12 protein-coding genes are annotated in these 14,389 nt (G+C 72.0%); 5 read left to right on the top strand and 7 right to left on the bottom strand.

Annotated features, from left to right (window positions below):
* The first annotated feature begins 518 nt into the window (after positions 1 to 518).
* The gene (locus ACZ69Q_RS17275; protein ID WP_471042235.1) at positions 519 to 1,514 is read left to right on the top strand and encodes a phosphotransferase; all 996 of its coding nucleotides are present in this window, start codon (positions 519 to 521) and stop codon (positions 1,512 to 1,514) included.
* Between the two features lie 252 nt (positions 1,515 to 1,766).
* Here the strand turns inward: ACZ69Q_RS17275 and ACZ69Q_RS17280 are convergent, their stop codons facing one another.
* Positions 1,767 to 3,314, bottom strand: coding sequence for a protein kinase domain-containing protein (locus tag ACZ69Q_RS17280; RefSeq protein ID WP_471042237.1), 1,548 nt, complete (start codon positions 3,312 to 3,314; stop codon positions 1,767 to 1,769).
* A gap of 350 nt (positions 3,315 to 3,664) precedes the next feature.
* On the opposite strand from ACZ69Q_RS17280, the gene ACZ69Q_RS17285 reads away from it, so the two are divergent.
* Positions 3,665 to 5,296, top strand: coding sequence for a Stk1 family PASTA domain-containing Ser/Thr kinase (locus ACZ69Q_RS17285; protein WP_471042238.1), 1,632 nt, complete (start codon positions 3,665 to 3,667; stop codon positions 5,294 to 5,296).
* Between the two features lie 253 nt (positions 5,297 to 5,549).
* On the opposite strand, the gene ACZ69Q_RS17290 is transcribed toward ACZ69Q_RS17285, so the two are convergent.
* Both ACZ69Q_RS17290 and ACZ69Q_RS17295 read right to left on the bottom strand, forming a co-directional pair.
* Positions 5,550 to 6,092: a bacterial proteasome activator family protein gene (locus ACZ69Q_RS17290; RefSeq protein WP_471042240.1), complete on the bottom strand. Its 543-nt coding sequence runs from the start codon at positions 6,090 to 6,092 to the stop codon at positions 5,550 to 5,552.
* Positions 6,093 to 6,178: 86 nt separating this feature from the next.
* Positions 6,179 to 6,724: a PadR family transcriptional regulator gene (locus ACZ69Q_RS17295; RefSeq protein WP_471042242.1), complete on the bottom strand. Its 546-nt coding sequence runs from the start codon at positions 6,722 to 6,724 to the stop codon at positions 6,179 to 6,181.
* A 78-nt stretch (positions 6,725 to 6,802) separates the two neighbouring features.
* Between ACZ69Q_RS17295 and ACZ69Q_RS17300 the strand changes: the two genes are divergently transcribed.
* Entirely contained in the window at positions 6,803 to 7,702 is a 900-nt protein-coding gene (locus ACZ69Q_RS17300; RefSeq protein WP_471042243.1) for a hypothetical protein, read from the top strand.
* 72 nt (positions 7,703 to 7,774) lie between these two features.
* Here ACZ69Q_RS17300 and ACZ69Q_RS17305 read toward each other — a convergent pair whose 3' ends face one another.
* Entirely contained in the window at positions 7,775 to 8,755 is a 981-nt protein-coding gene (locus ACZ69Q_RS17305) for an NAD(P)H-quinone oxidoreductase (protein WP_471042244.1), read from the bottom strand.
* A 218-nt stretch (positions 8,756 to 8,973) separates the two neighbouring features.
* On the opposite strand from ACZ69Q_RS17305, the gene ACZ69Q_RS17310 reads away from it, so the two are divergent.
* On the top strand, positions 8,974 to 9,987 hold the full coding sequence (locus ACZ69Q_RS17310; RefSeq protein ID WP_471042245.1) for an ATP-binding cassette domain-containing protein: 1,014 nt from the start codon (positions 8,974 to 8,976) through the stop codon (positions 9,985 to 9,987).
* A complete protein-coding gene (locus ACZ69Q_RS17315) occupies positions 9,984 to 10,832 on the top strand; it encodes an ABC transporter permease (protein ID WP_471042246.1) in 849 nt (282 codons plus the stop codon). The genes ACZ69Q_RS17310 and ACZ69Q_RS17315 overlap by 4 nt, the downstream gene beginning before the upstream one ends.
* Before the next feature lie 20 nt (positions 10,833 to 10,852).
* On the opposite strand, the gene ACZ69Q_RS17320 is transcribed toward ACZ69Q_RS17315, so the two are convergent.
* The 3 genes from ACZ69Q_RS17320 to ACZ69Q_RS17330 are packed head-to-tail and all read right to left on the bottom strand — an operon-like array spanning position 10,853 to position 14,288.
* The gene (locus ACZ69Q_RS17320; RefSeq protein WP_471042247.1) at positions 10,853 to 11,950 is read right to left on the bottom strand and encodes a potassium channel family protein; all 1,098 of its coding nucleotides are present in this window, start codon (positions 11,948 to 11,950) and stop codon (positions 10,853 to 10,855) included.
* Positions 11,947 to 13,347: a molybdopterin molybdotransferase MoeA gene (locus ACZ69Q_RS17325; RefSeq protein ID WP_471042248.1), complete on the bottom strand. Its 1,401-nt coding sequence runs from the start codon at positions 13,345 to 13,347 to the stop codon at positions 11,947 to 11,949. Before ACZ69Q_RS17325 ends, ACZ69Q_RS17320 begins: the two co-directional genes overlap by 4 nt.
* Positions 13,344 to 14,288, bottom strand: coding sequence for an NTP transferase domain-containing protein (locus ACZ69Q_RS17330; protein ID WP_471042250.1), 945 nt, complete (start codon positions 14,286 to 14,288; stop codon positions 13,344 to 13,346). Before ACZ69Q_RS17330 ends, ACZ69Q_RS17325 begins: the two co-directional genes overlap by 4 nt.
* Positions 14,289 to 14,389: the final 101 nt, after the last annotated feature.

Consider the following 14,389-nt stretch of genomic DNA (forward strand, 5'->3'; position numbering starts at 1 on the left):
GCATCCCGGGTTCGCCGGGTGCCAGTGCGGCTCACCTGAAGCCCTACGGGCGCACAGGGTGGGTGCGGCTCGTTGGGAACAGGCGTGACAGGTGCCCCGGCGAGCGCCCTGCAAAAGGCACGTTACCCAGTGCTCCACATTTCTGTGAAACCCCTCCTGACCTGGGATTTTGCTTGGATATCCAAGTAAATCGCCAAAGTCGGGAACAACTCCTGGTCACAGCCTTGCAGGGGGCCGGAACAACGGCACGTTATATCGGTGAGCCAGGTCACGGGAAGAGTCGCCGAGGGGCAGATCACCGGATTGGTGTGACATGGCCCTCGTGGGCGAAGAAGGAAATGTCAGAGTATTCGTGCTCGGTAAAAAACGATCAAGAATGACGAGAGCACCGCTGATCGCTCCCGCGACCGGAAGTGACTGACGGCGACTGGCAACGACTGGCTGTGACAACGCCCAGCTCACGGGATCCGCCGTTGCCCTAGCATCGGCGCGTGCCGCGCTCCTGTGTACCACCGCTTGTGCCTCACGCGCCCCCTCTGGGCGCCCTTCTCCGCCAGTACTCCGCCGGTTCCGCCCTCGCCTGCGATCCCGTCGACCATGGCCTGCTGAACCGCGGCTACCGGCTGCGCACGACCCGCGGCCGCTACTTCCTCAAGCACCACCACGATCCCGAGACCGCCGCCCCGGCCGCCATCGCCCGCCAGCACCGGGCCACCCGGCACCTGGCCGACCTCGGCGTCCCGGTCGCCCCGCCGCTGGCCGACCGCGAGGGACGTACGGTCGCCGTCGTCGGCGGCCAGGCGTTCGCCCTGCACCCCTGGATCGACGGCCGACACCGCCACGGCGGTCAGCTCACGCGCGGGCAGTGCGAGCGGCTGGGGGCGCTGTTGGGCGTGGTGCACACGAGCCTGGAGCGCGTGATGCCGGCGGCGGGGCGGGCGCCGGCCGAGAGCGCCGACCCCGCCGACACCTTCGCCCTCATCGACGACCTGCTCGCCCACGTCCGCCGGCAGCGCCCCGCCGGCTGCTTCGACGCGCTCGCCCGCCACCGGCTCCTGGAACGCCGCGAACTCCTGGAACGACACGCCGGGCGGCGTCCCCCGCACGGCGCCTCGGTCGGCTGGGTGCACGGCGACTTCCACCCCTTCAACCTGCTCTACCGGGGCGAGGCCCCCGTCGCGATCGTCGACTGGGACCGGCTCGGCGTGCGGCCCCGCGCGGAGGAGGCCGTCCGCGCCGCCGCGATCTTCTTCGTAGGGCCCACCGGAGCGCTCGACCTCGCGAAGGCGGCCGCGTACACGCGCGCGTACCGGCGTACGGCGGGCGCCACCGCCGACGAGCTCGCGGCGGCCGTGCACCGCGTGTGGTGGGAGCGGCTGAACGACTTCTGGATGCTGCGCTGGCACTACGAGCGCGGCGACACCCGCGCGGACGCCCAGTTCCCGGCGGCTTCGGCGCTGGCGGTGTGGTGGACGCGGGAGTACGAGGCGGTGCGGGAGGCCTTCACGGGCTGAGCCGGGCGCGTCCCGGTACGCCTTCACGGGCTGAGCCGGGCGCGTCCCGGTACGCCTTCACGGACTGAGCCGGGCGCGTCCCGGTACGCCTTCACGGACTGAGCCGGGCGCGTCCCGGTACGCCTTCACGGACTGAGCCGGGCGCGATCGGGGCGGCTCCGGGTGCCCTGAAACGGCACGCGCGCGTGGAGCCCGTTTCCGGGCCGCACGCGCGCGTGGAGGTCGGGTGCCGATCTGCTGTCGGCCGACCGGTCAGCCCGTGGCCGGCGGGGCGGTCGGCAGCGTCGGCTCCTCGGTGGGCTCCTCCGTCGGCTCCTCGGTGGGCTCCTCCGTCGGCTCTTCCGTCGGCTCGGCCGTGGTCGGCTCCTCCGTCGGCTCCTGCGTGGGCTCCTCGGTCGGCTCCTGCGTGGGTTCCTCGGTCGGCGTGTAGTCCGGGTCGGTGCCGGTGCCCGAGCCGTCGTCCGTGACCTCTTCGGTCGGCTCCTCGGTCGGCTCGTCGGTCGGCTCGTCGGTCGACTTGTCCTCGGTGGTCTGCGACGTGGTCGGCGTCTCCTTGGTGCCCCCGCCGCCACCGCCACCACCGCCGTTGTTCAGCGCCAGTGCGACACCGGCCGCGATGGCGATCACCGCGAGGACGGCGAGGATCCACAGCTTGCCGCGGCCGCTGCCCCGGTTGCCGTGCCCCTCGAAGCCGCCGTCGTCCCCGCCGCCGTAGCCGCCGGGCAGGATCGGCTGCGGGATCTGCGTCGTGCCGGAGGCCGGGTCGCCCGGGTGCCCCATGACGGTCGTGTTCGCGAAGCCCGACGCCGGGGTGTGCCGGCCGTCGTGCATGGCCACCGGGCCGGTGTTCCAGGTGCCGGTGTGACCGCCCTGGTCGTACAGCATCTGCAGGCCGTACTGGACGAGGCCGCGCATCTCCTCGGCCGTCTGGAACCGGTCGTCCGGCTCCTTGGCGAGCGAGCGCATGACCAGGCCGTCGAGCTCCGGCGGCGTGGCGTCGGAGACCTCGGACGGCGGGGTCGGGATGTCCTGGACGTGCTGGTAGACCACCGACAGCGGGGTCTCGCCGGTGAACGGGGGCCGCAGCGCGAGGAGTTCGTAGAGGAGGCAGCCGGTCGCGTACAGGTCGGAGCGGTGGTCGACCGCCTTGCCGAGCGCCTGCTCCGGGGAGAGGTACTGCGGGGTGCCCATGACCATGCCGGTCTGCGTCATCGTCGACTGCGCGCCGTGCAGGGCACGCGCGATGCCGAAGTCCATCACCTTCACGGCGCCGTTGTTGGTGATGATGACGTTGGCGGGCTTGATGTCGCGGTGCACGATGCCGTGCTGGTGCGAGTAGGCGAGGGCCTCCAGGACGCCGGAGACGATGATCAGCGCCTGCTCGGGGCCGGGTGCCTCGGCATTGAGGAGGAGGTCGCGGATGGTGCGGCCCTCGACGATCTCCATGACGATGTACGGCACGCTGTGCGCGCCCACGACATCCTCACCGGAGTCGTACACGGCGACGATCGCGTGGTGGTTGAGGCCGGCCACCGACTGGGCCTCGCGCGTGAAGCGGGCCTTGGACACCGGGTCCTCGGCGAGGTCGGAGCGCAGCAGCTTGACCGCCACGGTGCGCCCGAGACGCACGTCCTCGGCCGCGAACACCTCGGCCATGCCGCCCCGGCCGAGTCTGCGGGTCAGCCGATAACGGCCGTCCCCGACAAGTCCGCCGTTACCCCACATTTCCGGCGCGTCTGACATACCGCCGCCAGCCGCCTCGGGGTCGGACGGGCCCTGAGCGCGCTGCTGCTGTGCCATCAGTCCTCGCCGTCGTTTCTGCCCGCGGTGCGCGCGGTGTTGTTACGGTCTCCGTCGGCCACGCTACAGCCTCGGCGCAAGCCGTCGGTCCGAGACGGTGGCCCCGACCGGACGGAGGCGGACCGGTCATCAAACCGGTATCCCGTCCCCTCGTGCAAATTCTGTGCACCGACCGTACGGCCCCTGTAACGCTTCCGCGACGCTCCCTTCGCGTACGGTCACGGAACGGGCACCGCGCTTGACCTGTCAGTGCCGTGGGGCAGACTTGGCCGGGAATAGCACATTGGATCACTCGCGACCATCCGGTCCACGGGGTCGCAGGCGCCCGAGAGGCACGGGGGACGCAGAACATGAGCCAGGACGGCGCACAGGGCACGGGCGCGGGGCGGGCGCTGGCCGGCGGCCGGTACCAACTGCGCGACCTGCTCGGCCAGGGCGGCATGGCCGCGGTGCATCTCGCGTACGACTCCGTGCTCGACCGGCAGGTAGCGGTCAAGACCCTGCACACCGAGCTCGGCCGCGAGCAGGCGTTCCGCGAGCGCTTCCGGCGCGAGGCCCAGGCAGTGGCCAAGCTCACGCACACCAATATCGTCTCGGTCTTCGACACGGGCGAGGACGCCGTCGACGGCATGACGACGCCGTACATCGTCATGGAGTACATCGAGGGCCGCCCGCTCAGCTCGGTCTTCGACGAGGACGTACGGCAGTTCGGCGCGGTGCCCGCCGACAAGGCGCTGAAGATCACAGCGGATGTGCTGGCGGCTCTGGAGATCAGCCACGAGATGGGGCTGGTGCACCGGGACATCAAGCCGGGCAACGTGATGCTGAACAAGCGTGGCGTGGTCAAGGTGATGGACTTCGGCATCGCGCGAGCCATGCAGTCCGGCGTGACGTCGATGACCCAGACCGGCATGGTGGTCGGCACCCCGCAGTACCTCTCGCCGGAGCAGGCGCTCGGCCGTGCCGTGGACGCCCGCTCCGACCTGTACTCGGTCGGCATCATGCTGTTCCAACTCGTCACCGGGCGGCTGCCGTTCGACGCGGACTCCCCGCTGGCGATCGCGTACGCGCATGTGCAGGAGGAGCCGGTGGCTCCGTCCTCGATCAACCGCGCGCTGCCGCCTGCCGTGGACGCGCTGGTCGCCCGCGCGCTGAAGAAGAACCCGAACGAGCGCTTCCCGAGCGCCGAGGCCATGCGCGACGAGTGCCTGCGCGTGGCCGCGTCCTTCCAGGCGGCGCCGCCGAGCATCGTGCCGGGCGCGCACACGCAGAGCGGCCAGGGCGTCGGCGCCTCGGTGTTCCCGCCGGTCGGCCAGACGCCGCCGCCAGGTGGCCCCGTCCAGTCGCCGTACCAGCCGACGCCGGCCCCGAACCCGTACGGCACGCCGCCGCCGTCCGCGCCCTCTCCGGCGTACGGCTACCCGCAGCAACAGCCCGGCTTCCAGACGCCCCCGCCGGCGGCGTACGCCCCGCAGCCCGGCCACGGGACACCGCCGCCGTACGCCGTCTCGCCCCAGACACAGGCCACTTCGGGCGGCGGCAAGAACAACCGCCCCGTCATCATCGGCTCGATCGTCGTGTCCATCGTCGCGGTGGTCGGCCTGATCGCGGCGCTGGCACTGAACGGCGGCGGCTCGGAGGACGACGGGGGCGGGGGCGCGGATGAGACCAGCACGTCCCATGCGCCGGGATACCGGGCCGGTGACGCCAGCCGCACGATCGAGACGACCAAGTGCACGGAGCCGTGGGAGTCGAACTACGACCCCGACAAAGTGCAGATGCCGAACTTCTCGTACAAGCACTGGGACTCGGTGGTCGCGTGCTTGAAGGCCGCCGATTGGGTCTACAAGGTGACGCGGGTGGACGAGAACACGTGGGGTGACGGAACGGTCATGAGCCAGACCCCGAAGTCAGGGACGGACTTCGACCCGGACAACCCGCCGGAGATGGAGTTCACCGTCTCCACCGGTAACCCGTCCTAGCAGGCGGGGCATGGACGTGCCCCAATCACGCGAGCAAGACCAACGCCGACAACATCTGCCTCGAGCTGATCGACCGTGACGCCGACGGGCACCACGTCCGCATCCGAGTGCAGTCCGACACGGCGCTGGGCTGCGAGGTGTCCTCGTGGGACGGCAACATCTACTACTGACCGGTTCGGGATCGGCATGAGGCGCCCGTGAAAGGAGCCCGGCACTTCGGTGCCGGGCTCCTGCTGTCGTGGGCTGAGTCGTCCTACAGGTACGGCCCGCCCGAGCGGCCGCCCGGGTGTTGTTCGCCGTCCTCGTGGCCGCCGACGCCCGGCGGAAGGGCGCGGCGCATCTGCTCGAGCTGGGCGCGCGCGGCCATCTGCTGGGCGAAGAGCGTGGTCTGGATGCCGTGGAAGAGGCCCTCCAGCCAGCCCACCAACTGGGCCTGCGCGATGCGCAGCTCCGCGTCGGACGGCGTCCCCTCGTCCGTGAAGGGCAGGGAGAGCCGCTCCAGCTCCTCCACGAGCTCCGGTGCCAGGCCGTCCTCCAGCTCCTTCACCGAACTGGCGTGGATCTCCTTCAGCCGGACCCGGCTCGCCTCGTCGAGGGGAGCGGCGCGCACCTCTTCGAGTAGCTGCTTGATCATGCTGCCGATGCGCATGACCTTCGCCGGCTGCTCGACCTGCTCCGTCACCGGGATCTCGCGGGAGTCCTCGTCTCCGGTGCCGCCGGTGAGCGCCATCCCGTCCTGGCCCACGACCAGGATCTGGGGGTTCTCGGGCGACCTTTCGTTCCTCGGCATCTCCATGCCGCCATTCTCTCGCACCCGTACAGCTCATCATCGTGGTGCCCCCGGTGTGGGGTGATCCACCATTTACGTCCCCACCGTTTTCGTCAGGGTTCGGCGTCACGGGTGAGGCGCGTGAGGCGGGCCTCACAGACGTCGAGCCAGCGGCTCTCCGCCTCGGCGTGGAAGACACGCTGCTCCAGCACGAGGAGGCGGGCCATCTCCTCGGGGTGCTCGTGGGCCCGCGCCAGCGCTTCGGCCCGCTGCCGGACACAGGCGTCCAGGGCCTGGGCCACGTGCCGGCGCTGTGCCCGCACGACCTCCCGTACGTCGACGCCGGGCGCCGCCACCGCCATGACCAGCTTGATCGCCAGCTCGTCGCGGGGCGGGCCGGCCCGCTCCACGGGGCGCTCGAACCAGGCCCGCAGCTCGGCCCGGCCCGCCTCCGTCAGCGCGTACAGCGCCCGCCCCGCCTCGTCCGCGCCGTACCGGAGGACCATGCCGTCCCGCTCCAGTTGGCCGAGGGCCGTATGGACCTGCCCGATGTTCAGCGGCCAGGTCCCGCCCGTTCGCGCCTGGAACTCGGTGCGCAACCGGGAGCCGTGGCGAGGGCCGGGTTCCAGGAGCGCCAGCAGCCCGTGTCGTATCGACATACCCGGATTGTGCGCCGGATTGGGTCGGGTGGCGGAGTTCGGAATGCCGGGTTCGGCAGGTGCTGTGAGGGTTGTTCCATGACTTCTTGGCTGGGGGTGGTGCGGGGGCGTACGCGAGCGGCGTCGAGTCGGTCGCGCGCCCTGTCGTGGCCTGCGGGGACGCTGACCGTGCTGGTGACGGGGCTGACCGTCGGGCTGTGGGGGGCCGGTGTGTCGTACGGGCTCGATGAGCCGCATGGTGCGGCCCCGTCCGGCTCGTCCACCGGCTCCGCGGCCCTGTCCTGGTCGTCCGGGTCCTCATCGGCGCCGGCGGCCCGTCCCACGGTCTCCGGGGCTTCGCCGGGCCCTGCGGGCGAGACCGCGGCCGAGCCGTCCTCCGTCCCTCCGCCGCAGGACGAGAAGCCCTCGGCGACCGCCGCCTCGCCCGGTGGTACGACCGAGGAGACCGCGCAGGAGACGTCGGACGAAGCCGAAGAGGCGGAGGGGTCCGAGGGCTCCGGGGAACGGTCCGAGAAGCCGGGGAAGGGACTCGGGGCATCGTCCACGCCCACCGCTCACGGGCCCGCCGCGTCCACACCCGACCCCTCCGACAAGCCCTCCCGGGCCGGCAGCCGGGCGGGAGAGGGGCGGCAGCGGCCCGGCCGGGAGAAGGGGCCGCTGGAGGACCAGGAGGCGGCGCGGGACAAGCCGGACCGCGGGAAGAGGGCCGACGAGAGCGACCGCTCGGGGCGGCCGGAGGCGGAGCATGACGGGGAGGACGACGGCGGCACCGAGCCCGAGAGCTCGGACGCCGCCGACGCCCCCGCCCAGGACCCGGTGCCCTCCGCCCCAGCGACCCACCCCGCGCGACGCCCCGCCCCGCACGCCGACGGGCCCGCCGAGCCCGTGCTCGAAGTGCTGCCCCTCGGCGCCGGGCTCGTACTCATCGGTCTGGGCCTGGGCCTCGCCTTCGTGGGTCTTCGGCTGCGGCGCGGCTAGCGGGTGTCCACGGACGCCGGGCACGGTCCGAGGGTCGCCGCAGGGGTCGTTCCGCCCTGCGGTGCGGCCGCCCTACGGCGCGACGAGGAGCACCTTCCCCACATGCCCGCTCTCCTCCACCACCCGGTGGGCCTCGGCCGCCTCGCTCATCGCAAGCTCGCGGTCGACGACCGGACGCACATGCCCGGCGTCCAGCAGGGGCCAGACGTGTTCGCGTACGGCCGCGACGATCGCCGCCTTCTCGGCGAGTGGGCGGGCCCGCAGCGAGGTCGCGCTGATGGCGCCGCGCTTGCCCAGCAGCGCCCCGATGTTGAGCTCACCCTTGATGCCGCCCTGCATGCCGATGATGGCCAGCCGGCCGTTGACGGCGAGGGTCTGGACGTTGCGGTCGAGGTACTTGGCGCCCATGTTGTCGAGGATGACGTCGGCGCCGGCCCCGTCGGTGGCCTTCTTGACCTCCTCGACGAAGTCCTGTTCCCGGTAGTTGACCAGGATGTCCGCGCCCAGCTCGGCGCACCGGTCCAGCTTCTGGCTGCTGCCCGCCGTGACGGCGACCTTGGCGCCGACGGCCTTGGCGAGCTGGATGGCCATGGTGCCGATGCCGCTGGAACCGCCGTGCACGAGCAGCGTCTCGCCGGGGCGGAGGTGGGCGATCATGAACACGTTGGACCACACCGTGCAGACCACCTCGGGCAGCGCGGCGGCCTGCGTCAGGCTCACGCCCTTGGGCACGGGCAGCAACTGACCGGCCGGCACGGCGACCTTCTCGGCGTAACCGCCGCCCGCCAGCAGCGCGCACACCTCGTCGCCGACCGCCCAGCCGGAGACGCCGGGGCCGACCTCGGCGATCCGGCCGGAGCACTCCAGGCCGGGGTAGGCGGAAGTGCCGGGCGGCGGGTTGTAGAAGCCCTGCCGTTGCAGGATGTCGGCGCGGTTGACGGCCCCGGCCACCACGTCGACCAGCACCTCGCCCTCACCGGCCACCGGATCGGGGACCTCGTCCCACACCAACGCCTCGGGCCCACCAGGTTCGGGAATCGTGATCGCATGCATGGGACGGACGCTACCCCTCGGCCCCACGGCCACGCCCCGGTCCCCGCCCTCTGCCCCGTCCCCGCCCCCGTCCCTGGGAGCTTGTCCCCGTATCCCTCGGTCCTTCGACGGGTCCTTCGAAATCCCTGTGCGCCACCGATGAGTTTGCGCGACCGTAAAAGTCTCTCCATGCGTAGCCCAAGAACGCGGAAGGACCACCCGGAAGGACCCCGAAAAGTATGAGCACGCAGACGACGTCCGGTCTCGCGATCGAGACCGCCGGCCTGGTGAAGACATTCGGCGAGACGCGGGCCGTCGACGGCGTGGACCTCGCGGTTCCGGCCGGCACGGTCTACGGCGTCCTCGGCCCGAACGGCGCCGGCAAGACCACCACGGTGAAGATGCTCGCCACCCTGCTGCGGCCCGACGGCGGAGAGGCTCACGTCTTCGGACACGACGTCGTCCGCGAGGCCGACGCGGTGCGCGGCCGGGTGAGCCTCACCGGGCAGTACGCCTCCGTGGACGAGGACCTCACCGGCACCGAGAACCTGGTCCTGCTGGCCCGCCTCCTCGGACACGGCAAGCCCGCCGCGCGTGAGCGCGCCGCGCAACTGCTGGAAGCCTTCGGGCTGACCGACGCGGCCGGGAAGCAGGTCAAGAACTACTCGGGCGGCATGCGGCGCCGTATCGACATCGCCGCCTCCATCCTGAACACCCCCGACCTGCTCTTCCTCGACGAGCCCACGACCGGCCTCGACCCGCGCAGCCGCAACCAGGTGTGGGACATCGTGCGCGCGGTCGTCGCCCAGGGCACCACCGTGCTGCTGACCACGCAGTACCTCGACGAGGCCGACCAACTGGCGTCCCGGATCGCCGTCATCGACCGCGGCAAGGTGATCGCGGAGGGGACCAAGGGCGAGTTGAAGGCGTCCGTGGGCGCCGGCTCCGTCCATCTGCGGCTGCGTGATCCGGAGCAGCGGCCGGAGGCCGAGCGGGTGCTGCGGCTGGCCCTGGACGCGGACGTGCAACTGGAGCCCGACCCCGTGGCCCTCACCGCCCGCGTCGGTTCCGGGTCGGACAACGGCCAGGGCGCCGCGGAACAGGCCGGCCGCGCGCTCGCCGAGCTGGCCCGCACCGGCATCACCGTCGACAACTTCTCGCTCGGCCAGCCCAGCCTGGACGAGGTGTTCCTCGCCCTCACCGGACACGACACCCACAAGACGGACGCCGACAAGGACGAGGTGACGGCATGAGCACCGTGACGCAGACCGAGAGCAAGGACCTCGCCCCCGTCAGCGCCGAGTCGCTCGCCGCCCTGCTGGTCGCCAAGGACCGCCCGCCGCGGCCGAGTGCCTTCTCGGCCTCCATGACCTTCGGCTGGCGGGCGATCCTGAAGATCAAGCATGTACCGGAGCAGCTCTTCGACGTCACCGCGTTCCCGATCATGATGGTGCTGATGTACACGTACCTGTTCGGGGGCGCCCTGGCCGGCTCCCCGAAGGAGTACATCCAGTTCCTGCTGCCGGGCATCCTGGTGATGTCGGTCGTGATGATCACGATGTACACGGGCGTCTCGGTGAACACCGACATCGAGAAGGGCGTCTTCGACCGGTTCCGTTCGCTGCCCATCTGGCGGCCGTCGACCATGGTCGGCTATCTGCTGGGCGACGCTCTGCGCTACACCATCGCGTCCGTCGTGATGCTCACCGTCGGCGTCATCCTGGGCTACCGCCCGGACGGCGGGATCGGCGGAGTCCTCGCGGGGATCGCGCTGCTGGTCGCCTTCTCGTTCGCGTTCTCGTGGGTCTGGACGATGTTCGGGCTGCTGCTGCGCTCCGAGAAGTCGGTGATGGGCGTCAGCATGATGGTGCTGTTCCCGCTGACCTTCCTGTCCAACGTGTTCGTCGACCCGAAGACGATGCCGGGCTGGCTCCAGGCGTTCGTGAACAACAGCCCGATCACCCATCTGGCCTCGGCCGTGCGCGGGCTGATGGCGGGTGACTGGCCGGCCGACGAGATCGCCTGGTCGGTGGGCTGGGCGGGCCTGTTCGTGCTCGTCTTCGGGCCGATCACGATGCGGCTGTACAACCGCAAGTAGCGCTGACGAGTGCGGGAGCCTCAGCCCTGGGGCAGACGCCGGGCATCGGGTGCGATCTGAGAGCCCGGCGTCGCCCGCATGATGGTGATGAGCCGGTCCGTCAACTCCAGTGTCCCGACGGCCGAATCGTCGTATCCGAGCACCCGGTGCCCGCGGATGACGCTGACCACCAGATCGTCGGTCTGCCGTGGGGTCTTGCCCACCTCGGCCTTTATGACGGGCCGTTCGACGATGTCGAGCCCGCTGCCCTGGTGGATCAGGTCTTCGAGCACCATGCCGGCGGCGGGGCTGAGCACGGACAGGCCCAGCAGCCGCCCGGCCGCGCTGGCGCTGGTGATGACGGCGTCGGCGCCGGACTGCTTCAGCAGAGGCGCGTTCTCCTCCTCGCGGACCGCGGCCACGATCTTCGCGCCACGGTTGAGCTGCCGGGCCGTCAGTGTCACCAGTACGGCCGTGTCGTCCCGCTGGGTCGCGATGATGATCTTCCGGGCCTTGTGCACCTCGGCCCGCTTGAGGACGTCGCTGCGTGTCGCGTCCCCGGTCACCCCGGCGTACCCGTCCGCGACGGCCGCGTCGATCACCTTGGAACTCGAGTCGACCACGATGACCTGGTCCCGCCTCAGACCCGTGGCGCAGACGGTCTGGATCGCCGACCGCCCCTTCGTGCCGAAGCCGACGACGACGGTGTGGTCACGCAAGGTGGACCTCCAGCGGGTCAGACGCCATTCCTCCCGGGTCCGCTCGGTGAGGACCTCAAGGGTGGTACCGACCAGGATGATCAGGAACAGCACGCGCATGGGCGTGATGACGAAGATATTGGTGAGCCGGGCGCCGTCGCTGACCGGGGTGATGTCGCCGTATCCGGTGGTGGAGAGACTGACGGTGGCGTAGTAGAAGGCGTCGAGGAGGTCGACGGAACCGTCCGAGTTGTCGTTGTAGCCGTCGTGATCGGCGTAGACGATCAGGGCGGCCGCCGCGAGCAGCGACAGGGCCAGCAGTACCCGCCTGGCGACCTGGCGGAACGGATGCTCCACGATCTTCTTCGGGAGCCTGACCCGGTAAGTGGCCACCCTCTCGTCCGCTCGGCGGGCGATGGCGTCCTGGCCCGGAAGTTTCACGTGAAACACACCTCGATGCCGGCCGACGCCCAGGGCAGATCGAGCAGTTCGGCCTCCTGACCCGCGCGTGCGCCGCCCGGCGGTACGACGGCGAGGGCATCGGCCGCCGCCATGCCCCGCAGCATGGCCGGGCCCTGGTAGTGCAGCGGCACGGCATGGTCACCGCGCAGCACGACGGGGACGAGCCGGGTGTCGTACGGATGCCCGTGCACCGCGTCCTTCAGGGACAGCGTGTACGCCTCCGGGGCCGGACGGGCTCCGAGGGTGCGCAGCAGGGGCTCGGCGAGTGTGAGCAGGCCGGAGACGGCGGCGAGGGGGTTGCCGGGCAGGCCGACGAGGTGCTGGTCCTCCTTGATGCGGGCCAGCAGCATGGGGTGGCCGGGCCGCACCTTGACGCCGTCCACCAGGAGTTCGGCGCCGATGCGCTCCAGCGTGGGGTGGACATGGTCGACGGGGCCGGACGCGGTGCCGCCGGTGGTGACGATGAGGTCGGCGGCGGACTTGGTGAGGGCCTTGTGCAGGGCCTTGGCGTCGTCGCCGAGCCGGCGCACGGCGGTGACCTCGGCGCCGAGTGCGCGCAGCCAGGGCGGCAGCATCGGGCCGAGGGCATCACGGATGAGCCCGTCGTGCGGGAGCCCCTCGGTGAGCAACTCGTCGCCGAGGATGAGGACTTCGACGCGTGGGCGGGGTACGGCGGTGAGGGTGTCGTATCCGGCGGCGGCGGCCAGTCCGAGCACGGCCGGCGTCACCAGGGTGCCCACGGCGAGGAGTTGGTCGCCGTTACGGCACTCCTGGCCGCGTGGGCGGATGTCCTGGCCGTGCTGGATCTCCCGGGTGGCGTGCAGGTGGCCCTTGGTGTCGGTGCGGCCGTGCTCGCTGCGCAGGACGGCGGTGGTGTCGAGGGGGATACGGGCGCCGGTCGCGATCCGGACGGCCTCGCCGTCGGTGAGCGTTTCGGGCTCGGCGTGCCCGGCCAGGACGCCCTCTTCCCGTACGGCCCAGGGGCCGGGGCCCGCGACCGCCCAGCCGTCCATGGCCGAGGTGTCGAAGGAGGGCAGGTCGGTCAGGGCGGTGAGCGGGGCGGCCAGGGTGAGGCCGAGTGCGGCGTCGAGGGAGACGGAGACGGGAGCGCGGCGGGCTGCCCGGGTGGCGCTGCGGGCGGCGATCTCGCGGGCCTCGGGCCAGGGTGTGGCCCTGTGGTGGCGGTCGGGGTTGTCGCCGTGACGGCGGTCGGGGCCGCCCCGGTCCGGCTTGCGCGCGCCCCGGGTCTGCGGCGTGGGTGCGGGCACATGGTCGCCGGGAGCGCGGTGGCCGTTGTCTTCGTTCACGAGGGCGAGCACCTCCTCGACGTCGAGGTCCTCGGCGTCCCCGCCCGTGCGGATGCCGCGGGCGGTCATCCGGCGTCCGGGCGGGTGTCGGGGGCGGCATCGGGGGCGGCATCGGACTTGGCCGCGGCGGCCTCCTCGGCCCAGCGCAGGGCGAGCGCGGCGGCCTTGCGAGCGGCCTCGGCGACCGCCTCGGGGCCCCCTTGGCCGCCCTTGGCCTGTGCCGCCGCGTACCCGACGAGGAAGGTGGTCAGGGGGGCCGCGGGCCGTGCCACGCCGTGGGCGGCGTCGCGGGCGAGGTCCAGCAGCGCCTTGGTGTCGACGTCGAGGTCGATGCCGAGTTCGTCCTTGACTGCGGAAATCCATTCATCCAACACGTGCCCATGCTCCCTGATGCGTGCCCTGGCGGTGGCGATGTCGTCCCAGGTGTCGCAGTCGAAGGACGCGACGGGGTCGGGGACGCGGGTGAGGTCGAGCGCGCCGGTCAGCCGGCGCAGGGGCAGGCCGGTGAGGCCGTCGTGCTCCCGGGCGAGCGCGTCCAGTTCGCGGCCCAGCGCGGACGCACGGTACGCGGCGACGAGGGGCTGGTCGCGGCCGTCGGCGTCGGTGAGCAGCGCGCCCTCGGCGCCGGTGCGCAGGGCGGCCAGCAGCCGCCGGACCGTGCCCTCGTCGAGGAACGGCAGATCGGCCGAGAGGACGACGACCGACTCGGCCGCCGTGTGCCGCAGGCCGGCGCCGAGGGCGGCCAGCGGACCGCCGCCCGGCGGGTCCTCGCGCGCCCAGGTCACCGGCCGTGCGGTGGGCCGGGGATCGGCGACGACGACGGTGGTCCGCGCGTCGCCGCAGGCGGCGAGCACCCGGTCGAGCAGCGGGCGGCCGCCGACGCTGACGCCGGGTTTGTCCACGCCGCCGAGCCGCCGCGCGGCACCGCCGGCGAGGACGACGGCGTCGTACGCGACGTCCTGTCCGGCAGCGGCGGCGCCCTGCGCGCCCGTCGGTTCGTACGCGGTCATCCCCCGAGTATGCGTGCCTCGGCGATCACAGGGAACGCAGGGGAACGCATCGCGGCCCGGTGGGCGCGCCGCCGCTCGGCCGAGCCGGGGCCGCGCCCGCC

It is taken from the genome of Streptomyces sp. NPDC036764, assembly GCF_055609385.1.